The organism is Methylobacterium carpenticola, from assembly GCF_042748905.1.
GTDB lineage: Bacteria > Pseudomonadota > Alphaproteobacteria > Rhizobiales > Beijerinckiaceae > Methylobacterium > Methylobacterium carpenticola.
The window spans coordinates 3652345-3672849 of the sequence record NZ_JBHZEO010000001.1; the positions used below are offsets into that span (position 1 = coordinate 3652345).

General features: G+C 71.7%; 19 protein-coding genes. 8 read left to right on the forward strand and 11 right to left on the reverse strand.

All coding sequences use genetic code 11. From position 1 onward, the window contains the following. Positions 1 to 267: 267 nt before the first annotated feature. From ACE101_RS17175 to ACE101_RS17185, 3 genes are all read right to left on the reverse strand, one after another. Complete coding sequence (locus ACE101_RS17175; protein ID WP_379131787.1) at positions 268 to 1029, reverse strand: ABC transporter permease; 762 nt, start codon at positions 1027 to 1029, stop codon at positions 268 to 270. Then, the gene (locus ACE101_RS17180; RefSeq protein ID WP_379131789.1) at positions 1026 to 1952 is read right to left on the reverse strand and encodes an ABC transporter ATP-binding protein; all 927 of its coding nucleotides are present in this window, start codon (positions 1950 to 1952) and stop codon (positions 1026 to 1028) included. The genes ACE101_RS17175 and ACE101_RS17180 overlap by 4 nt, the downstream gene beginning before the upstream one ends. A gap of 573 nt (positions 1953 to 2525) precedes the next feature. After that, complete coding sequence (locus ACE101_RS17185; protein ID WP_379131792.1) at positions 2526 to 3794, reverse strand: glycosyltransferase family 4 protein; 1269 nt, start codon at positions 3792 to 3794, stop codon at positions 2526 to 2528. Between the two features lie 98 nt (positions 3795 to 3892). Between ACE101_RS17185 and ACE101_RS17190 the strand changes: the two genes are divergently transcribed. Both ACE101_RS17190 and ACE101_RS17195 read left to right on the forward strand, forming a co-directional pair. Then, entirely contained in the window at positions 3893 to 5161 is a 1269-nt protein-coding gene (locus tag ACE101_RS17190) for a glycosyltransferase family 4 protein (RefSeq protein WP_379131795.1), read from the forward strand. Between the two features lie 71 nt (positions 5162 to 5232). Continuing rightward, positions 5233 to 6750 (forward strand): DegQ family serine endoprotease, encoded by a 1518-nt coding sequence (locus ACE101_RS17195; RefSeq protein ID WP_379131798.1) that lies wholly within the window; start codon positions 5233 to 5235, stop codon positions 6748 to 6750. On the opposite strand, the gene ACE101_RS17200 is transcribed toward ACE101_RS17195, so the two are convergent. Further along, complete coding sequence (locus tag ACE101_RS17200; RefSeq protein WP_379131801.1) at positions 6740 to 6928, reverse strand: hypothetical protein; 189 nt, start codon at positions 6926 to 6928, stop codon at positions 6740 to 6742. The genes ACE101_RS17195 and ACE101_RS17200 overlap by 11 nt on opposite strands. Positions 6929 to 7315: 387 nt before the next feature. Between ACE101_RS17200 and ACE101_RS17205 the strand changes: the two genes are divergently transcribed. From ACE101_RS17205 to ACE101_RS17230, 6 genes are all read left to right on the forward strand, one after another. Beyond that, positions 7316 to 7738: a DUF2852 domain-containing protein gene (locus tag ACE101_RS17205; protein ID WP_379131804.1), complete on the forward strand. Its 423-nt coding sequence runs from the start codon at positions 7316 to 7318 to the stop codon at positions 7736 to 7738. Between the two features lie 128 nt (positions 7739 to 7866). Then, positions 7867 to 9123: a GTP cyclohydrolase II gene (locus ACE101_RS17210; protein ID WP_379131807.1), complete on the forward strand. Its 1257-nt coding sequence runs from the start codon at positions 7867 to 7869 to the stop codon at positions 9121 to 9123. 127 nt (positions 9124 to 9250) lie between these two features. Beyond that, positions 9251 to 10507: a URC4/urg3 family protein gene (locus tag ACE101_RS17215; protein ID WP_379131809.1), complete on the forward strand. Its 1257-nt coding sequence runs from the start codon at positions 9251 to 9253 to the stop codon at positions 10505 to 10507. A gap of 51 nt (positions 10508 to 10558) precedes the next feature. After that, positions 10559 to 11221: a uracil phosphoribosyltransferase gene (upp, locus tag ACE101_RS17220; RefSeq protein WP_379131811.1), complete on the forward strand. Its 663-nt coding sequence runs from the start codon at positions 10559 to 10561 to the stop codon at positions 11219 to 11221. Between the two features lie 91 nt (positions 11222 to 11312). Next, positions 11313 to 12320: an NAD(P)H-quinone oxidoreductase gene (locus ACE101_RS17225; protein ID WP_379131814.1), complete on the forward strand. Its 1008-nt coding sequence runs from the start codon at positions 11313 to 11315 to the stop codon at positions 12318 to 12320. A 201-nt stretch (positions 12321 to 12521) separates the two neighbouring features. Then, the gene (locus ACE101_RS17230) at positions 12522 to 12845 is read left to right on the forward strand and encodes a hypothetical protein (protein ID WP_379131816.1); all 324 of its coding nucleotides are present in this window, start codon (positions 12522 to 12524) and stop codon (positions 12843 to 12845) included. Between the two features lie 94 nt (positions 12846 to 12939). Here ACE101_RS17230 and ACE101_RS17235 read toward each other — a convergent pair whose 3' ends face one another. The 7 genes from ACE101_RS17235 to ACE101_RS17265 form a co-directional block, all read right to left on the reverse strand. Further along, positions 12940 to 13821: a 3-hydroxybutyryl-CoA dehydrogenase gene (locus ACE101_RS17235; RefSeq protein WP_379131819.1), complete on the reverse strand. Its 882-nt coding sequence runs from the start codon at positions 13819 to 13821 to the stop codon at positions 12940 to 12942. Between the two features lie 129 nt (positions 13822 to 13950). After that, positions 13951 to 14901 (reverse strand): electron transfer flavoprotein subunit alpha/FixB family protein, encoded by a 951-nt coding sequence (locus ACE101_RS17240; RefSeq protein WP_379131822.1) that lies wholly within the window; start codon positions 14899 to 14901, stop codon positions 13951 to 13953. A 26-nt stretch (positions 14902 to 14927) separates the two neighbouring features. Then, a complete protein-coding gene (locus ACE101_RS17245) occupies positions 14928 to 15677 on the reverse strand; it encodes an electron transfer flavoprotein subunit beta/FixA family protein (protein ID WP_379131825.1) in 750 nt (249 codons plus the stop codon). Positions 15678 to 15948: 271 nt separating this feature from the next. Then, a complete protein-coding gene (locus ACE101_RS17250; RefSeq protein ID WP_379131828.1) occupies positions 15949 to 16524 on the reverse strand; it encodes a cob(I)yrinic acid a,c-diamide adenosyltransferase in 576 nt (191 codons plus the stop codon). Positions 16525 to 16710: 186 nt separating this feature from the next. Beyond that, a complete protein-coding gene (locus ACE101_RS17255; protein ID WP_379131831.1) occupies positions 16711 to 17295 on the reverse strand; it encodes an acyloxyacyl hydrolase in 585 nt (194 codons plus the stop codon). Between the two features lie 155 nt (positions 17296 to 17450). Further along, positions 17451 to 19073, reverse strand: coding sequence for an ABC transporter ATP-binding protein (locus ACE101_RS17260; RefSeq protein ID WP_379131833.1), 1623 nt, complete (start codon positions 19071 to 19073; stop codon positions 17451 to 17453). Positions 19074 to 19084: 11 nt separating this feature from the next. Next, positions 19085 to 20497, reverse strand: coding sequence for a M20 family metallopeptidase (locus ACE101_RS17265; protein ID WP_379131835.1), 1413 nt, complete (start codon positions 20495 to 20497; stop codon positions 19085 to 19087). Positions 20498 to 20505: the final 8 nt, after the last annotated feature.

Below are 20505 nucleotides of genomic sequence, written 5' to 3' on the forward strand. Positions count from 1 at the left end.
CATCGTGGAGAGCATGCCTGCCGCCCTTCCGGGCCCGTTCGGGCTTGCACGACGGGACCGCAGGGGACGGGGATCCGGGATTCACCACGGAAGGTCACGACGCGGCCGCCTGCCGGCCCCGGCGCAGAAGCAGCACCGCTTCGCGGCACTTCTCGTGCGGGATGCCGAATCTCCTGCCGCTCCCGTCGTGATCGCCCGGAAGGGGGCGGGCGGATGGCCGCGTCGCGCGGCCTGAACCCGGCCGCCGCGGGCGCCGCCCGGGTCCCGTCAGGTCTTCAGCCGGTAGCCGGTCCGGAACATCCAGGCGACGAGGCCGAGGCAGATGGCGAAGAAGGCGAGCGCCATCGTCAGGCTCAGGCCCACGCTGACGTCGCCGTGGCCGAAGAAGCTCCAGCGGAAGCCGCTGACCAGATAGACCACCGGGTTGACGAGGCTGACCGCCCGCCAGAACGGCGGCAGCATGTCGATGGAGTAGAAGCTCCCACCGAGGAAGGTCAGCGGCGTGACGATGAGGAGCGGCACGAGCTGCAGCTTCTCGAACCCGTCCGCCCACAGGCCGATGACGAAGCCGAACAGGCTGAAGGTCACCGCGGTGAGGACGAGGAACAGCACCATGAAGACCGGGTGCTCGATGCGCAGCGGCACGAACACGGACGCGGTCGCCAGGATGATCAGCCCGAGCAGGATCGATTTCGAGGCCGCCGCCCCCACGTAGCCGGCCACGATCTCGATCGGCGAGATCGGCGCGGAGAGGATCTCGTAGATCGTGCCCGAGAAGCGCGGGAAGTAGATGCCGAAGGAGGCGTTGGAGATGCTCTGCGTGAGGAGCGAGAGCATGATCAGGCCCGGCACGATGAAGGCCCCGTAGGGCACGCCCTCCACCACGGTGAGGCGCGAGCCGATCGCCGCGCCGAAGACCACGAAGTAGAGCGAGGTCGAGATCACCGGCGCGACGATGCTCTGCAGCAAGGTGCGCCAGGCGCGCGCCATCTCGAACAGGTAGATCGCGCGGATCGCGGGCCAGTTCATGCGTGATCCTTGACGAGGCCGACGAAGATGTCCTCGAGGGAGCTTTGCCGGGTCTGGAGGTCGCGGAAGCGGATGCCGGCCGCGCGCAGATCGGTGAGCAGGGCCGTGATGCCGGTGCGCTCACCCTGGCTGTCGTAGGTGTAGGTGAGCTCCATCCCGTCCCCCGACAGGTCGAGGCGATGGGCCGAGAGCCCGTCCGGCACCGCGAGGAGCCGCGCCTGGAGCTGGAGGATGAGCTGCTTGCGGCCGAGCTTGCGCATCAGCTCGGCCTTCTCCTCGACCAGGATGATCTCGCCGCGCCGGATCACGCCGACCCGGTCGGCCATCTCCTCGGCCTCCTCGATGTAGTGGGTGGTGAGGATCACGGTGACGCCCTGGTCGCGCAGGCGGCGCACGAGGCGCCACATGTCCTGGCGCAGGGCCACGTCCACGCCCGCGGTCGGCTCGTCGAGGAAGAGCACCTGCGGCTCGTGCGAGAGCGCCTTGGCGATCAGCACCCGCCGCTTCATGCCGCCCGACAGCGTCATGATCTTGCTGTCGCGCTTGTCCCAGAGCGAGAGGTCCTTGAGCACCCGCTCGATATGGCCGGGATCGGGCTTGAGGCCGAACAGGCCGCGGCTGAAGCTCACGGTGGCCCAGACGGTCTCGAAGGCATCCGTGGTGAGTTCCTGCGGCACGAGGCCGATCAGGGAGCGCGCCTGCCGGTACTGATCCCGGATGTCGTGGCCGCCGACCGTCACGCGCCCCTCGGTGGGGCTGACGATGCCGCAGACGATGCCGATCAGCGTCGTCTTGCCGGCGCCGTTGGGCCCGAGCAGGGCGAAGATCTCGCCGCGGCGGATGTCGAGGGACACGGATTTCAGCGCCTGGAAGCCGGAGGCATAGACCTTCGACAGGTTGGCGACGGTGATGATCGGCGACATCACGCTCCGGCGGGTTGGCGGGGCCGGCGCGCCCTGTAGCACATCATGGGGTTCGGGAAACGGTCAGGGTGGGGATCGCGCGGCTGCGGGGCGTCGCTCCCCTCGTCCGAGGCCCCGAGATGGCCGTGAGGCTCGCGCCGCGCGGAGCAGGGGATCGAGAAAAGCCGGCGCGGAAATCACCGGTATCCAATCCCGTTCGTGGCATCCGCTGCCCCGCCTCATGAGGGGCGTTGCGCCCTCCAGGATCGTTCAGCCGATGAGCCGGCAGCCGAGAGCCGTGGACGTCGCCTCCTGGGGCGAGGGACCCGCGTCCGGGTCCCTCCTTCGTCACCTTCACGGCGACGGGATCGCTCGACGGAAAGGTCTCCTCCAGCCCGTCATCCAGGCGCTCGTCGAGCTTCGCCGGCCGGTTGTCCGGCAGGGACTTGTCCTTCGGGCGGCTGCCGTCCTGGCGAGGGCCGGAGCTTCTCGCGCGCGTCGTTCGGTCCGCGGCATGGGGATCTCCGGTCGCGGGCGCCGTTCCGGTGCGGGGCGCCGGACGAACGCGCGGGGCCCGGCCGTGATTCGGGAGCCTCAGGCGACCGGCGCGAGTCGCGGGCCGCCTGCCCGCATCGCGGCCGGGTCCGCGGCCTCTCGCAGCACGAGCCCGTAGACCTCCTCCAGGCGGTCGCAATGGGCCGCGAGCGTCAGGGGCCGCGTCCAGTAGCGCCGGTGCGCCTCCGCTCCGAGCCGCGCCGCGGTGGCGGGATCCCGCAGGCGGATCAGCCGCTCCGCGAGGGCATCCGCATCGTCGGAGGGGAACCAGTAGCCGGTCTCCCCGTCCGCCACCGCCTCGCAGCCCGCGCAGGCGTCGCTGACCACGACCGGCGTTCCGAGCGCCAGCGCCTCGTAGACCGTGAGCGGCTGGCCCTCGTACCAGATCGACGGGAACACCAGGGCGGAGGCGGCCCGCAGGGCCTCGCGCACGCCCGCCGCGTCCCGCCAGCCGAGGAGCTGCGCCTCGGGGTAGCGGTCGCGCAGGGTCGCGGCCTCCGGCCCGTCGCCGACGAAGACCGGCGCGATGCCCGCCCGCCGCGCCGCTTCCGCGAAGAGCAGCACGCCCTTCTCGGTGGAGAGGCGGCCCACATAGGTGACCGGCCCGGCCGCGCCCGCGGGTTTCGGCCCCGCATCCGCGACCGCGATCGGGTTGTCGATCCGGTGCAGGCGCACGCCCTCCGGCAGCAGCGGGCCGGCGACCTCCTCCTGCAGGGCGCTGATCGTCACCACGTCCCGGATGCCCTCGGGCCAGCGCGCCACCTGCTCCAGCAGGAGGTGCCGGGCGAGCCGCATCGCCTTGCGCGGGTAGCTGCGCATGTCGCAGTTCGTCGCGATGCAGGCGGCCGAGAGCGGCGTGCGGCGGCAGATCGCGTGGCGGCGGAAATCGTAGAGGCCGCCATTCGGGCAGACGAGGAAGAACTCGTGCATCGTGTAGAGGGCGGGCAGCCCGGCCTTCCGGATCGCCGCGAAGATCGCGGGCGAGAGCGCCTTCGCCCAGGCATGCACGTGCACCAGGGTCCGGCCGGGGTCGCGGCCGGCGAGGAGCCGGGCGAGCGCCCGCTCGGCGGGAGCGTTCCACAGCATCTGGGCGGTGAAGGCGAGCTTCGAGGTCGCGGTGGCGATGTCGGGCTGGCCGAGGCAGGTGACGCCGATCCCGGCGGCCTCCAGCCGCGGGTCCACCGGCCCGACCGCGGCGAGGAGATCCACCCGGTGGCCGCGGGCGGCGAGCCCGAGGGCGGATTCGATCGCGACCTTCGCCTGCCCGCCATTGATATGGCCGTGGTCGAGAATGAGGACGACGTCCATGGAAGCTGTCTCCGCCGGGGATCTGTTTACGACCCGGCAGTTGAGCTCCGGTAAAATCCGCCTCTGACCGCCCGCCGGGCGGGCGCGGGGCCGCTCCCATGCACGTCGCCATCCTGACGAATTTCTGCCTGCCCCGCGGCGGCGGCGAGAAGGTCGCGATCGAATCCGCCCGCGGCCTCGCCGAGGCGGGCCTTCAGGTGAGCCTCGTGCACGGCGTCGAGGGGCCGGCCGATCCGATGCTCGACCACCCGGGCATCCGCCGGGTCGGCCTCGGCCTCGCGGATGTCTGGGACCGGCCCGCTTGGCGCGGTGCCCTCGACGGCATCTGGAACCGGCAGGCGGCGCGGCGGCTGCGCGCGGCCCTGGCGGATCTGCGCCCGGATTGCCTGCACCTCCACAACTGGAGCCGCAGCCTCTCGCCCGCGGTGCTGCCGGTGCTGGCGGGAAGCCGCCTCCCGGTGGCGATCACCCTGCACGACTACTTCCTGGTCTGCCCGAACGGCGTCTATTACCGCTTCGACCGGGCGGAGCCCTGCGGCCTCGATCCGCTCGGCGCCCGCTGCCTCGCCGCCCCCTGCGATCCGCAATCGCACGCCCACAAGGCGGTGCGCGTGGCGCGCTCCGTCGCCCTGCGGGCCGCCCTGGCGCGGGGTTTCCGCGACCGGCCGGTCGATCTCGTGCACGTCTCGGAGGCGAGCCGCGCCCGGCTCGCCGCGATGCTGCCTTCGGGCGCCTATCGCCATCACCGCATCGACAACCCGGTGCGGGTGGAGCGCCGCGCGCCGGCCGATCCGGCCCGGGGCGATGCGGTCGTCTTCGTCGGCCGCTTCACCCGCGAGAAGGGGGCGGATCTCGTGGCGCAGGCGGCGCGGGAGGCCGGCCTGACGGCCCTGTTCGTCGGCGACGGCCCGCTCGCCGGAGACCTCGCCGGGATGCCGGGGGTCGAGGTGCTGGGCTGGCGCGAGCCGGCCGCCGTCGAGGCGCTGGTGCGGGCCCGGGCCCGGGCCGTCGTCGCCCCCTCCCGCTGGTTGGAGACCGGTCCGCTCACCGTCTACGAGGCGCTCGCCTGCGGTATCCCGGCCATCGCCTCGAACCGGGCGGGGGCCGCCGAGCGGATCGTGCCGGGCGGGACCGGCTTCGTGGTCCCGCCGGAGGCCCACCTCCTCGCGCGCGTCTTCCACGACCTCGCCGACGATGCCCTGGTGCGGCGGATGGGCCTTGCGGCCCATGCGCATTACTGGGCGGTGCCGACCACCCTCGCGGCGCATGCGCAGGCCTCGGCCCGGCTCTACGCCGCCATGATCGCGCGGTCCGCGCCCGCCGCCGCGACGGCCACGGCGCCATCTTTTCAGCGCAGTGCTGTATAGGGGAGAGGAGGGACCGGCCGCGCCGACGGGTCGGCCCGTCCCTCCCTCGATCCTGTCCGGAGCCCTGTCCGATGCGCCGTCCGACGCAGCTAGAGCGCTTCCCGCCGAAGTGGATTCCGGTTCGGCGAAAGGAAGCGCCTCAGACCACGAGCCGAGCGCAGCGCCCGATCGGGCTGCGCTCGGGTGCTGCTCTGGCCCTGGTCGCCGCGCTCGCCCTCGGCCCCACCGCCGCCGGCGCCGACCCCGCCCCGCCGACGCGCGCCCTGCCGGAGAGCCGGGCCCAGGTGCAGCTCTCCTTCGCGCCCCTGGTGCGCAAGGCCGCGCCCTCCGTGGTCAACGTCTACGGCGCCCATGTCGAGCGGCGCTCGGCCAACCGCAACGCCATGGACGAGTTCCTGCGCCGCTTCTTCGGCGAGAGCGGATCGGGCGGCCCGCAGGAGCGGGCGCAGCGCTCCCTCGGCTCGGGCGTGATCGTCGATGCGGCGGGCCTCATCGTCACCAACAACCACGTCATCGAGAACATGAACGAGGTGAAGGTGGCGCTGAGCGACCGGCGGGAATTCCCGGCCGAGATCGTGCTGCGCGATCCCCGCACCGATCTCGCGGTCCTGCGCATCAAGGCTCCGGGCGGGCTCGCCGCCATGGATTTCGGGGATTCCGAGGGGCTCCAGGTCGGCGATTTCGTGATCGCGATCGGCAACCCGTTCGGCGTCGGCCAGACGGTGACGCAGGGCATCGTCTCGGCGCTGGCCCGCACGCAGGTCGGCTCGTCGGACTACCAGTTCTTCATCCAGACGGATGCGGCCATCAACCCGGGCAATTCGGGCGGCGCGCTCACGGACCTCAACGGGCAGCTCGTCGGCATCAACACGGCGATCTTCTCGCAATCGGGCGGCAGCCACGGCATCGGCTTCGCGATCCCCGCCAGCATGGTCAAGGCGGTGGTGGAGACCGCCAAGGGCGGCGGGCGCGTCGTGCGCCGGCCGTGGCTCGGGGCGCGGCTCCAGAACGTGACGCCCGACATCGCCGACAGCGTCGGCCTCGACCATCCGACCGGCGTGCTGGTCGCCAGCATGGTGTCCAAGAGCCCGGCCGAGGAATCCGGCCTCAAGCGCGGCGACGTGATCCTGAGCGTCGACGGCCAGCCGGTCGATGATCCGGAGGCGTTCGGCTACCGCTTCGCCCTGAAGGGAATCAGCGGCGAGACGAAGCTCGCGGTGCTGCGCGGCGCCAGCCGCATCACCGTGCCGGTGCGCCTCGGCCCGGCGCCCGAGACGCGGCCGCGCGACACGCTGAAGGTGCGCACCCGTTCTCCCTTCCTCGGCGCCACGGCGATCAACCTCTCGCCGGCGGTGGCCGAGGAGCTTCAGCTCGACCTGCCGACCGATGGCGTGGTGATCGCCGAGGTCGACGGCGGCAGCATCGCCCAGCGGGTCGGCCTGCAGAAGGGCGACGTGATCGTGGCGATCAACGGGCTGCCGGTCACCACCACCAAGGATCTCGACCGCATCACCCGCAACAGCCTCTCGGCCTGGGAGGTGACGATCAACCGCGGCGGGCAGCAGCTCACCTCGGTCTTCAGCGGCTGAAGGCGCGGCGGCCCCCGAGCCCGAAGCCGAGATCGGCCTGGGTGGGGCCGCCCGGGATCGCCGCCAGCGCCGCGCGCGGGGAGACGCGCAGCAGCAGGGCGAGCGGCAGCAGCGCCGCCCAGCCGGCGAGGCGCGCGGCGGCGGGCAGGGGGCCGGTGCGAAGCGTGAGCGTAGTCATCGGATCGTCTCCGTTGCGGGCGATGCGCGGGGCATCCCTGGCGCATTCGCCGGCACGCCGGCCGAACCGCGTGCGATTCCGCACGGGGTGTTGCTGACGCCGCTCCCGCGGGCAGGAGGGCGGCCGCCGTTCGAGGCGTGGCCCGGCGGCCCGGGAAGGTCCCTTCCCGCAGAGCGGCACCGTTCATGCCTCGCCGGACGAGGGCGGACTTCCCGCCGCGGCGTGAGGCCGCAAGCCGGCGTGAACGGCGGAACGCCTTCGGCGATGACGGCAGTCCCGGGCCCGCTGTGCCCGGCCCGCGATTCTCCTGCGCCCCACCCTTGAAACCCTTCGGCCGCCCCCGCATGTAAATGTCGTTCACATTCACATCGCCTCGGGAGACCCGACGTGACCTTCTCCTCCGCCCCCTGGTCGAACGGCCGCGCCTGCCGCGGCGCCGGTCCATTCCCGCGCCGCTCCCTGGAGATCGGCGCGATCGTCATCGGATTCATCTATGCTTGGCCGCTCGCGGCCGCCTACGTGGTGTGGAAGCTCATGGGATACCCGGCCTTCGACGAACTGAAATCCTTCGCCGAGCGCAGCTTCCGCGGCGGGTTCGGCCACGCGGCGGGGGCCTTCCGGCAGGATACCGGCAACTGGGCCTTCGAGGAGTACCGCCGGCGCGAGCTGGAGCGCCTCGAAGAGGAGCGCCGCCGCCTCGAGGAGGAGAGCCGCGCCTTCACGGACTTCGTCGAGGAACTGAAGCGCGCCCGCGACCGCGACCAGTTCGACGCCTTCATGGCCAAGCGCCGGGCCGGCTCGAACTACTGAATCGCCGGGACTGTCCCGAATCTTGACGGTGCGGCCCGCATGGGCCACCCTCATCAAGGTCAAGCCAACGAGGCTCCCCGGGCGGACAGTCCGGGGAGCCTTCGCCGTTCAGGATGAGGCGGGACCGCATGACCACGTCCAACCGCTCGACGCATATCCGGCTCACCTCGCATCCGGAGCCGGGAGCCGCCCGCTGGCCGATCCGCTGGGGCGCCGCCGACCCGCGCGAGCGCGGGCCCGTCATCGGCACCGTCACCAACCCGGCCGACCGCAACGTGATCGGCGCCAATGGCGGGGCCTACTCGCTCTACCGGGCGCTCGCCATCGCGGGACGCGCGCTGAACCCGCTGGCCCGGCCCGACCTCACCAACACCCATCCGGTGGTGCCGGTCGGCCCGCACCCGCAATGGGCCGAGCCCGACCGGATCGTCTCCCTCGATCCCTGGGGCCACATGCCGGGCGAGGTCTTCGCCCGCGAGATCGCCACCGGCACCGACATCCGCCCGACCATCGCCATCACCAAGGCGCGGCTCGGCCTGCCCGAGATCCTGGCGGCGATCGGCGCCCACCGGCTCGCCCCGGACGGCACGATCCTGCACCCCAGCGGCGACATCTCGGTCACCAAGATCGCCGTCGATCCGGTCTGGCACCTGCCGGGCGTGGCCAAGCGCTTCGGCACCACCGAGACGGCCTTGCGCCGCACCCTGTTCGAGCAGACCGGCGGCATGTTCCCGGAACTGGTGACCCGGCCGGACATGCAGGTCTTCCTGCCGCCGATCGGCGGCTGCACGGTCTACATCATGGGCGAGGCCGAGCGCATCGCCGCCCCCGGCACCCGCATCGCCTGCCGCGTGCACGACGAGTGCAACGGCTCGGACGTGTTCGGCTCGGACATCTGCACCTGCCGGCCCTACCTCACCCACGGCATCGAGGAATGCGTGCGGGAGGCGCAAGCCGGCGGCGTCGGCGTCATCGTCTACAACCGCAAGGAGGGGCGGGCGCTCGGCGAGGTGACGAAGTTCCTCGTCTACAACGCCCGCAAGCGCCAGGAGGGCGGCGACTCGGCCGCCACCTATTTCGAGCGCACCGAATGCGTGGCCGGCGTGCAGGACGCGCGCTTCCAGCAGCTGATGCCCGACGTGCTGCACTGGCTCGGCATCCGCCGCATCGACCGGCTGATGTCGATGTCGAACATGAAGTACGACGCGATCACGGGGTCGGGCATCGAGGTCGGCGAGCGGGTGCCGATCCCGCCGGAGCTGATCCCGCCGGACGCGTCCGTGGAGATCGAGGCCAAGAAGGCGGCGGGCTACTACACCCCGGGCGACGCGCCCGATGCCGCGGCCCTCGACGCGGTGAAGGGCCGGGACCTCGACCGGTTCTGAGCACGCGGCATCGGTGCAGTGCGGGCCGGCGCGAGGCACGGTCGACGGCCGTCCGCGCATCGAGGGCCGGCTCGGCACCGAGGGCAGGGGTGACTTCCGGCGCCGGGAATATCAGAGTGAGGAGGCTGTGAGCGTGTCGCAGGATCACAACCGGATCGTGTCCCGCCAGGACGCACGCTGGCTCCTCACCCCGGAGGCGGTGCGGTCCCGCGCGGACGGGCTCCTGGCCCTCGGCCTCGAAGGCGGCCTCGCTCACTTCGCGGTCCATCCGGACAAGCTCGGCGCCTGCGCGGACGCGGTGGTCGAGACCATCCGGGAGGCCTATCCCGATCTCGACATCCCCTATCACGCCCGCTGGCGGCACTTCGCGGCCGGCGGCTTCGACCGCTGGGGCAGCCTCCTCCACGCGGCGCCCTGGGAGGACGTGGCGGCCCGGGCCCGGGCGGCCTTCGACCTCGTCATCGTCAGCGTGCTCCTCGATGCGGGCGCCGGACCGACCTGGCGCTACGAGGAGGGCCGCACGGGCGAGACCTACGCGCGCTCGGAGGGGCTCGCGGTCGCGAGCTTCGACCTCTTCATCTCCGGCCTGTTCTCGGAGGAGCCGGAGGATCCGTTCCGGGTCGATGCGCGGGCGCTGGCGAGCCTCACGGTCGCCGATCTCGCCCAGGGCTTCCAGGTCTCGCCCACGAACCCGCTCGTCGGCCTGGAGGGGCGCACGGCCCTCCTCAACCGGCTGGGGCAGGTGGTCGCGGCGGATCCGGACGGGTTCGGGCCGCAGGCGCGCCCGGGCGGACTCTCCGATCGCCTCGCCGCCCAGGCGAAGGACGGCAAGCTCCCCGCGAGCGCGATCCTGGCGGCGCTCCTCGCCCATCTCGGCCCGATCTGGCCCGGCCGCATCACCCTCGATGGGATCAATCTCGGCGATACGTGGCGGCATTCCCGCGCGGGCGGGGAGGGCGAGACCGCCGGCCTCGTGCCCTTCCACAAGCTGTCGCAATGGCTCGCCTACTCGCTCCTGGAGCCGCTGGAGGAGGCGGGGATCACGGTGACCGGCCTCGACGCCCTCACCGGCCTGCCGGAATACCGCAACGGCGGCCTGTTCCTCGATACCGGCGTGCTGACGCTCAAGGATCCCGGGGCGGCGGCGCAGGCCCATCCGGTGGAATCCGAGCTGGTGGTGGAGTGGCGGGCGCTCACCGTGGCGCTTCTCGACCGGTTGGCGCCGCTGGTGCGCGAGCGCCTCGGCATCCGCGACCCGGCCGATCTGCCCCTCGCCAAGGTGCTGGAGGGGGGAACCTGGGCGACGGGCCGGCGGCTGGCCCGGGCCCTGCGTCCGGATGGGACGCCGCCGCTCACGATTGCCAGCGACGGCACGGTGTTCTGAGCCGAGGGACCGGACTACACTCCGGACCGGCCACGCTTGAGGGGAACCAGGATGCAGGCTGCGAGCACGCGGGAGACGACGGGAGCCGCCCCGGTCACGGTCGTCTCCCATCCGCTGGTGCAGCACAAGCTGACGCTGCTGCGGGACAAGGCGCGCTCGACCAAGGGCTTCCGCCAGTTGCTGAACGAGATCGGCACGCTGCTCGCCTACGAGGTGACGCGCGACCTGCCGCTGGAGCCGATCGAGATCGAGACGCCCCTCGTGACCATGCAGGGAGTGCAGATCGCCGGCAAGAAGCTGGTTCTGGCGCCGATCCTGCGCGCCGGCATCGGCTTCCTCGACGGGATGCTCTCGCTCTTGCCCTCGGCCCGCGTCGCCCATGTGGGGCTCTACCGCGACCCGGATTCCCTCGAAGCGGTGGAATACTACTTCAAGGCCCCGTCCGACCTCGCCGACCGCACGGTGCTGGTCCTCGACCCGATGCTCGCCACCGCCAATTCCGCCATCGCGGCGGTGGATCGCCTCAAGGAGCGCGGTGCGCGCGACCTGCGCTTCGTCTGCCTGCTGGCCGCGCCGGAGGGCTTGGCGAAGTTCCAGGGCGCGCATCCCGACGTGCGGGTCTGGACCGCCTCCATCGACAGCCACCTCAACGAGCACGGCTACATCCTCCCCGGCCTCGGGGATGCGGGCGACCGCATGTACGGGACGCGCTGACGGAGTTGCCGGAACCGGACTTGCCGAAACCGGACTTGCCAGCCGCGCGACCCTGTCGGTAGGACGACCCCATACCAACGAGGAACCGCCCATGCCCGCCATTCCCGACACCATGCGCCAGGTCCGCTTCAACGGGGCCGGCGGCCCCGAGGTGATCGGCATCGAGACCGCGCCGGTGCCGAAGCCCGGCCCGGGTCAGGTGCTGATCGCGGTGGCGGCGGCGGGAGTGAACCGGCCCGATTGCCAGCAGCGCGCCGGCAAGTACCCGCCGCCCCCCGGCGCCACCGAGGTGCCGGGCCTGGAGGTCGCCGGCCGCATCGTCGCCCTGGGCGAGGGTGTGACCGGCCTCGCGGCGGGCGACGAGGTCTGCGCGCTGGTGATCAGCGGCGGCTATGCCGAGTATTGCGTCGCCGATGCGGCGTTGTGCCTGCCCAAGCCCGGCCCGCTCTCGCTGATCGAGGCCGCGGGCCTGCCGGAGAACTACTACACGGTCTGGACCAACGTCTTCGAGCGCGGGCGCCTCCAGAAGGGCGAGCGCTTCCTCGTCCATGGCGGGTCGAGCGGCATCGGCTACACGGCGATCCAGCTCGCCAAGCATTTCGGCGCCACCGTCTACGCCACCGCCGGCTCGGCGGACAAATGCACCTTCTGCGAGCGGCTCGGGGCGGATGCGGCGATCAACTACCGGGAGGCGGATTTCGCCGAGGAGGTGAAGCGGCTCACCGACGGCAAAGGCGTCGATGTGATCCTCGACATGGTGGGGGCGGCCTATCTCGACCGCAACCTGAAGTCCCTGGCGCTGGACGGCCGCCTCGTCGTCATCGCCTTCCTGCAGGGCTTCAAGGTCGAGGAGTTCAACCTGACCCCGATCATGGTGCGGCGCCTGACCCTGACGGGCTCGACCCTGCGCCCGCGCACCGTGGCCCAGAAGGCGGCGATCGCCGAGGGGCTGCGCCGGGAGGTTTGGCCGCTCCTCGACGCCGGCACGCTCAAGACCGTGATCCACGCCACCTTCCCGCTGGAGCAGGCGCGCGAGGCCCATGCGCTGATGGAATCGAGCGCCCATCTCGGCAAGATCATGCTGACGACCGGCCTCTGATACGGTTTCCGGAAGATCACTTTCGGAAACCGTATCACGAGCCCGCGCGGCGCCTGAGCGAGGCCGGTTTCCGCATCGCGAAGCGATCATCCGGAAACCGTATGAGACCCGTCTCTCCGCGGAACCGTGGCTGCCCGGTGACCGTTGCCCGGGCAGATCGCCGCCGCAAGCGGCCTCACGCACAGCCTCGGAGAGATCCCCATGGCCATCGACGATCGCCGCATCGAGACGCCGACCGACGCGCGCCAGGGCGCGAAGGGCAAGCCGGTGCTCTACGTGCTCCTCGGCAGCCTCGCGCTCCTCGCCGTCGCCGCGGTCGCGCTCCTGACCTGGAACGGCGCCAAGTCGCCCAACGACGTGGCGGGCCAGAGCACCGATGCGGCCCGCACGCAGATCACCGGCTCGCCCAGCGGCAGCGGCAACGCGGCCAATCCCTCGGCGAACAGCGGCGGCGTGCCCGCCGGCAATCCGGCCTATCCGCAGCCGTCGCAGCCCACCACGACCGGCTCGACCAACCAGCGGTAAGCGCCGGCCGCGCAGGCGGAACCACCCCTCTCCGGCACCGGGGAGGGGTTTTTCGCGTCGGTGCTGTTCCCGTTCGACGGGGGCGGACCGTGCCTCAGCGGGTCGGGACCGGCTCCGGCCCGCGGTAATCGTAGAAGCCGCGCTTCGTCTTGCGGCCGAGCCAGCCGGCCTCGACGTATTTCACCAGCAGCGGGCAGGGCCGGTACTTCGAATCCGCCAAGCCCTCGTAGAGCACCTGCATGATCGACAGGCAGGTGTCGAGGCCGATGAAATCGGCGAGCTGCAGCGGGCCCATCGGGTGGTTCGCGCCGAGCCGCATCGCCGTGTCGATGGAATCCACCGAGCCGACGCCCTCGTAGAGCGTGTAGATCGCCTCGTTGATCATCGGCAGCAGGATGCGGTTGACGATGAAGGCCGGGAAATCCTCGGACACCGTCACCGACTTGCCGAGCCGGGTCACGAAAGCCCGGGCCGATTCGAAGGTCGGATCCTCCGTGGCGATGCCGCGGATCAGCTCGACGAGCTGCATCACCGGCACCGGATTCATGAAGTGGATGCCGATGAAGCGCTCGGGCCGGTCGGTCGAGGCGGCGAGCCGCGTGATCGAGATCGACGAGGTGTTGGTCGCCACCATCGTCTCGGGGCGCAGCGCCGGACACAGGGCCGAGAAGATGGAGCGCTTGATCGCCTCGTCCTCGGTCGCCGCCTCGATGACGAGGTCGCAGGACCCGAAATCCTCGAAGCTCTCGACCGGCTGGATCCGCTCGATCGCCTCCCGGCGCGCCTCCTCGGTGAGGGTGCCCTTGGCGACCTGCCGCTGCAGGTTGCCGTTCACGGTCGCGAGGCCGTTCCTGAGGCGATCGGGCTCCCGGTCGTTGAGGCGCACCTCAAGGCCCGCCACCGCGCAGACATGCGCGATGCCGCTGCCCATCTGGCCGGCCCCGATGATCCCGACCGTCTTGATCTCGATGCCCATCGCCGCCTTTGCCCCGCAACCTCACGGGACCCAACCGGCCGGGCCCCCTCATCCGTCTCATTCTATCATGCCGGACGGGGCCGCGCCGTCTCGTCGAGACGACACGGCTCCGTCTCGTGACAAGCGGGCTCAGCCCTTGGCCTTGACGATCTCGTCCTTGAGGGCGGGCACGACCTGGAACAGGTCACCGACCAGGCCGTAATCGGCCACCTGGAAGATCGGCGCCTCCTCGTCCTTGTTGATCGCCACGATCACCTTGGAGTCCTTCATGCCGGCGAGGTGCTGGATCGCCCCGGAGATCCCCACCGCCACGTAGAGATCCGGCGCCACCACCTTGCCGGTCTGGCCCACCTGCCAGTCGTTCGGCGCGTAGCCCGCATCCACCGCCGCCCGCGAGGCGCCCACCGCCGCCCCGAGCGCGTCGGCGAGCGGCTCGATCAGCTCCTTGAACTTCTCCGCCGAGCCGAGCGAGCGCCCGCCCGACACCACGATCCGCGCCGCGGCCAGCTCCGGACGGTCCGACTTGGCGATCTCCTCGCCCTTGAAGGACGACTTCGCCATCGGCGCCGCGCCGGCCGCGGCCGCTTCGACCGGGGCCTCCACCCCGCCCGCTTCCGCCGCCTTGAAGGCCGCGGTGCGCACGGTGACGACCTTCTTGGGCTCGCTCACCTGCACGGTCTGGATGGCGTTGCCCGCGTAGATCGGCCGCTCGAAGGTGTCGGGCGACACCACCTTGATGATGTCGGAGACCTGCGCCACGTCGAGGAGGGCGGCCACGCGCGGCAGCACGTTCTTGCCCTCCGTGCTCGCCGCCGCGATCACGGCGTCGTAGCCGGCCGCGAGTTCGGCGATCAGGGCGGCGGTGGGTTCGGCCAGCAGGTGGTCGAAGGCGGCGTCGTCCGCCAGCAGCACCTTCTCGACGCCGTCGAGCTTGGCGGCGGCCTCCGCCGCCGGCCGGCTGCCGGCGCCGGTCACCAGGGCGTGGACGGGAGCGCCGAGCTGCTTGGCCGCGGTCAGCGCCTTGAGGCTGGCATCCTTGAGCTTGCCATCGGCGTGCTCGACCAGGAGGAGGGTGGCCATGTGCGTGTCCTCGAATGGGAGGCGCGTCAGAGGACGCCGGCCTCGACCTTCAGCTTGTTGACGAGCTCGGCCGCCGAGGCGACCTTGACGCCGGCCTGCCGCCCGCCCGGCTCGACGGTCTTGAGCACCTTCAGGCGCGGCGTCACATCGACGCCGAGCGCCTCCGGCTCGACCGTGTCGAGGGGCTTCTTCTTGGCCTTCATGATGTTGGGCAGCGAGGCGTAGCGCGGCTCGTTGAGGCGCAGGTCCGTGGTGACGATGGCGGGCAGCTGCAGGGCGAGGGTCTGGAGGCCGCCGTCGATCTCCCGGGTGACGTCGATCGCGCCCTCGCCGACCTCGAGCCTGTAGGCGAAGGTGCCCTGGGGCCAGCCCAGCAGGGCGGCGAGCATCTGGCCGGTCTGGTTGGAATCGTCGTCGATGGCCTGCTTGCCGAGGATGACGAGGTCGGGACCCTCCTTCTCGACCAGCGCCTTCAGGAGCTTGGCGACGGCGAGCGGCTCGACCGTGACGTCGGTCTTGACCAGGATGCCGCGGTCGGCGCCCATGGCGAGCGCGGTGCGGATGGTCTCCTGGGCCTGCTGCGGGCCGATCGAGACCGCGACGATCTCGGTGACCTTGCCCTTCTCCTTGAGGCGGATGGCCTCCTCGACGGCGATCTCGTCGAAGGGGTTCATCGACATCTTGACGTTCGCGAGTTCGACGCCCGAGCCGTCCGGCTTGACCCGGATCTTGACGTTGTAATCAACGACCCGCTTGACGGGCACCAGAACCTTCATGATCGTCGCATCCTTCCGGGCCGGGACGATCGGGCGGTCGCGCGCGCGGCGCTTGCGAGGGCCGACCATCCCCAGGGGAGCAGGGTGGCGGACCGTAACGGCCGATTTTCGGAATTGTCAACGCGGACTGAGGCGGGGGGAATGGCCGCCCGCCGACGCGGCGTCAGATTTTTTTCGAAGATGCGGTATGGCGCGCCGAGGCCCCGCGCGAGGACCCCTCCGCAGGGGACCCGATGCCATTCAGCCCAAGTGCGGCCCTCAGGTGCGGCCCTCAGGTGCGGTTCTGGCCCGGCACCCAGAGCACGTCCCGCGCGCCCCCGTCATTGGCGACCCGGGCGGCGACGAACAGGAAGTCGGACAGGCGGTTGAGGTACTGGATCGCCACCGGCGAGACGCGCTCCTCCGGCACGGCGGCGAGCGCCACGGCCAGCCGCTCGGCCCGGCGGCAGACCGTGCGGGCGAGGTGGAGCGCGGCGGCGGCGGCGGTGCCGCCCGGCAGCACGAAGGAGCGCAGCGGCTGGAGGCCCGCATTCAGCGCGTCGATCTCCCGCTCGACCCGCTCGACCTGCGCGGCGACGATGCGCAGGGGCTCGTAGGCGGGCGGGGTGTCGCTCTCGGGCGTGGCCAGATCGGCGCCGAGATCGAACAGGTCGTTCTGGACGCGCGAGAGCATTGCGTCGAGGTCGCCCGTCGTGTGCTGGCGGGCGAGACCCAGGCAGGCATTGGTCTCGTCGACGGTGCCGTAGGTCTCGATGCGCAGATCCGCCTTCGAGCGCCGCTCGCCGCTCGCGAGCGCGGTGGTGCCGGCATCGCCGGTGCGGGTGTAGATGCGGTTGAGGACGACCACGGCTTCGGCTTCCCGGACCTGAGAGCATTTTCCGACGAAGTGGATGCCGGTTCTTCGCAGACAATGCGTCAAAAACAACGATCGGGAGCAGGATCCGCTTGCACCGCGATCGGATCCTGCTCTCGTGCGGCTGCCCGACCGGTCTACACGAGGGCGCCGGCGCTTCCGATGGGACCGGCGGCGGGATCAGAACGTGTAGGCGATCTTGCCGCCGAAATTGGTCAGGCCGCGATTCGCCACGCACAGGCCGGCATTGGACTGGTGCTCGACCGTGGCCAGCACGCTCCAGTGCTCGGTGAGGCGGAAGCCGATCGAGGCCGCCTCGCGGAAGAGCGGCGAGCAGCCGAGCGCGTTGAAGCCCGGCGGGATGAAGCGGCCGGTGATGCCGTTATGGAACGAGGCGCCGAAGAAGCCCTCGACGAAGATCCGGTCGGTGATGTCGAAGGTCCAGGTGGCGCCGAGATACGCGTAGCTGGTGCGGCCGGCCGTGTTGTAGCTGCCGCCCACGGTCGGGCGCGGGATGAACTGGTTCCAGAACGGGTCCGGCGTGAGGGTCGGCTTGGCGAGCAGCACCTCCGCCACCACGTTGCCGCTGCCGCTCTCCGGGCTGAACGGGTCCTGCACCGAGCCGCCGATGCGGAACTCGGACACGATGCTCAGGGGCTGCACCGGCGCGACGTAGGCCGGCACCGGAGCCGCGAGATCCGCGGCCAGGGCGCCCTGGCCGGTGGTGACCGCGAGCGCCGCGAGACCCAGGAAGATGGAACGCATGTCGTGCAAGACCCGAGCCGCCGCTTGAAGCGCGCCGGGAATCCTAGCGGCAGCGCGCCGGATTCGTCTCGGCGGTCATCCGGGCCGGCGTTCTTTTCCTGAAGTTGCGGCGGGCGCGCCACACCGGCCCGGTGAAGGGCGGTGCGCCGCCCGGCTCACGCGGCGCCGCGCTCCGCCTCCAGCGCCAAGCCCGGCACCGCCGCGAGCAGCGTGCGCGTGTAGGGATGGGCCGGCGCGCGGAACAGCTCGGCGGTGGGGCGCTGCTCCACGATCTCGCCCCGCTGCATGACGGCGATCCGGTCGCAGATCGTGGCGGCGACGCGCAGGTCGTGGGTGATGAACAGCATCGCGATGCCGAGGCGCTGCTTCAGCTCCTCCAGGAGGCGCAGCACCTGGGCCTGCACCGAGACGTCGAGGGCCGAGACCGCTTCGTCGGCGACGAGCACGTCCGGCTCCATGGCGAGCGCCCGGGCGATGCCGATGCGCTGGCGCTGGCCGCCCGAGAAGGCGTTGGGGTAGCGCTCCGCCGCGCTCGGCTGCAATCCGACGAGGTCGAGGAGTTCGCGCGCCCGCGCCCGCGCCTTCGCGGCCGGGACGCCGTGGGCGATCGGTCCCGCCGTGATGATCTGCTCGACGGTCCGGCGGGGATTGAGCGAGGCGAAGGGATCCTGGAAGATCATCTGGATCCGCTTGCGCTCGCGGCGCAGGCCCGCCGCGTCGAGGCGCGTGTAGTCGAGATCCCCGAGCCGCACCGTGCCCCGGTCGGGCTCCACCAGCCGGATCGCGAGCCGCGCGGTGGTCGACTTGCCCGAGCCCGATTCGCCGACGAGGCCCAGCGTCTCGCCGCGCCGCAGGTCGAAGGCCACCTCCTTCACCGCCGGCACCACGCGGGGGCGGCCGAACAGGCCGGTGCGGGTGGTGTAGGTCTTGGTGAGGCCGACCGCCTGGAGCACCACCGGCTCGTGGTCGACGGGCGCCCGCGCGGGCGGGGCGAGGCTCGGCACCGCGGCGAGCAGCGCCTTGGTGTAGGGGTGCTGCGGGTTCTCCAGCACCGCCCGGGCGGTGCCGGATTCCACCAGCCGGCCGCGCTGGAGCACCGCCACGTGATCGGCGATGTCCGCCACCACCCCGAAATCGTGGGTGATGAACAGCACGCTCATGCCGCGCCGCTGCTGCAGGTCGCGGATCAGCTTCAGGATCTGCGCCTGGGTCGTCACGTCGAGGGCGGTGGTGGGCTCGTCGGCGACGAGCACCGTGGGTTCGAGGGCGAGCGCCATGGCGATCATCGCCCGCTGGCGCTGGCCGCCGGAGAGCTGGTGCGGATAGGCCCGCACGATCGTCTCGGGGTCGGGCAGGCCGACCTCCGCGGCGAGCGCCACCGCGCGGGCGCGCCGCTCGGCCGAGGTGAGGAGGCCGTGGGCCTCGTACATCTCGGCGATCTGGTCGCCGATGCGCATCACCGGGTTCAGGGCCGTCATCGGCTCCTGGAAGATCATGGCGATGCGCCGGCCGCGCAGGTCGCGCCACGCCCGTTCGTCGAGGGTGAGGAGGTCGCGCCCCTCGAACAGGATGCGCCCGCCCGTCGGCCGCAGCACCCGGGGCAGGAGGCCGGTGAGCGCGTAGGCGCTCATCGACTTGCCCGAGCCCGACTCGCCGACGACGCAGAGGATGCGCCCCGGCATCAGGTCGAGGGAGAGGTCCTCCACCGCGTGGGGCCGGTCGGCCCCCTTGGGCAGCGCGAGGGTCAGGTTGCTGATGCGGACGACGGGCTCGGTCATGATCGCTTCCCTCAGGCGGCCTTGCGGCGGGCGAGGACGGCGGGGCCGGTCTCGCCGAGATCCCAGAACAGGCCGGCCATCAGGCCGAGCGCCTCGCGGGTCATCGGGCCGAGCGTGTGCTCGTCGGGGGCGTGCTGCGAGCAGGCCGGATAGGAATGCGGCACCCACAGGGTCGGCAGGCCGAGGATCTCCGAGAAGGCGTCGTTGGGCAGCGAGCCGCCGAGATTCGGCAGCAGGGCCGGGCGCTTGCCCGTGCTCTCGGCGATCGAGGCGAGAGCCCATTCCACCCACGGATCCTCCACCGGCAGGCGGGTCGCGCGGAACACCTCGGTGCGGGCGGGCCGCACCTCGACCATCGGGAAGCCGTGCGCGTCGAGATGCGCGCGGATCGCCGGGATCAGGTTCTGCCAGTCGGTGCCGACGACGAAGCGCAGCTGGAGCGTCGCCTTGGCGGAGGGGGGGACCGCGTTGAGGGGGCCCTCCGGGTCGCCGGTCTTGAAGGCCAGCACTTCGAGGGCGTTCCAGCCGAACACCCGCTCGGCGGCGCTCAGGCCCGGCTCGCCCCAATCGGCGTCGATCGCCGGCGCGTTCGGGTCGCCGCCCACCGTGAGGTCGGCGAGCGCCGCGCGCACCCCCGGCGGGATCGGCGGCGGGCGCAGGGCCTCGACCTTGATCGCCCCGCGGGCATCCACCAGGCTCGCGATGGCGTTCGCCAGCACCGTGCCGGGGTTGCGCAGGAGCCCGCCCCAATTGCCCGAATGGTGCCCGCCCTCGCGCAGGTTGATGATCAGCTCGAAGTTGAAGGCCCCGCGCGAGCCGAGGAAGACGGTCGGCCGCTCGGCGCTGACCCGCGGTCCGTCCGAGGCGATCAGCAGGTCGGCGGCGAGCGCCGCGCCCTCCTGACGGCAGATCTCGCGCAGGCCCGGGGAGCCCGATTCCTCGCCCATCTCGATGATGAGCTTGGCGTTGAAGCCGAGCCGGCCGCCGCGGGCCCGCATCACGGCGTCCAGGGCCGCGAGGTTGACGAGGTGCTGGCCCTTGTTGTCGGCGGTGCCGCGTCCGTACCAGCGCTCGCCCTCGACGGTGATCCGCCAGGGATGCAGGCCCTCGCGCCACTGCTCGGGATAGCCCCGCACGGTATCGCCGTGGCCGTAGATCAGCACGGTGGGCAGGTTCTCGCCCTCGCGGCGCTCGGCGATCAGGAAGGGCCCGTGCGTGCCGTCCGGGTTGTCGAGGAGGCGGCTCGTGAAGCCGAGGCGCGCGACGGCGGGTGCGAGGAACTCGGTGAGGTAGGCGGTCAAGGCCGGGATCTGGCCGGGGGCCTGGCTCTCGGTGGGGCGCGCGACGGCGTCCTGAAGGGTGGCGAGGAAGCCGCCCTCGTCGAAGTGCCGGGTCGCGGTCGCGATGGCGTCGTGTCGGGACATGTGGGAAC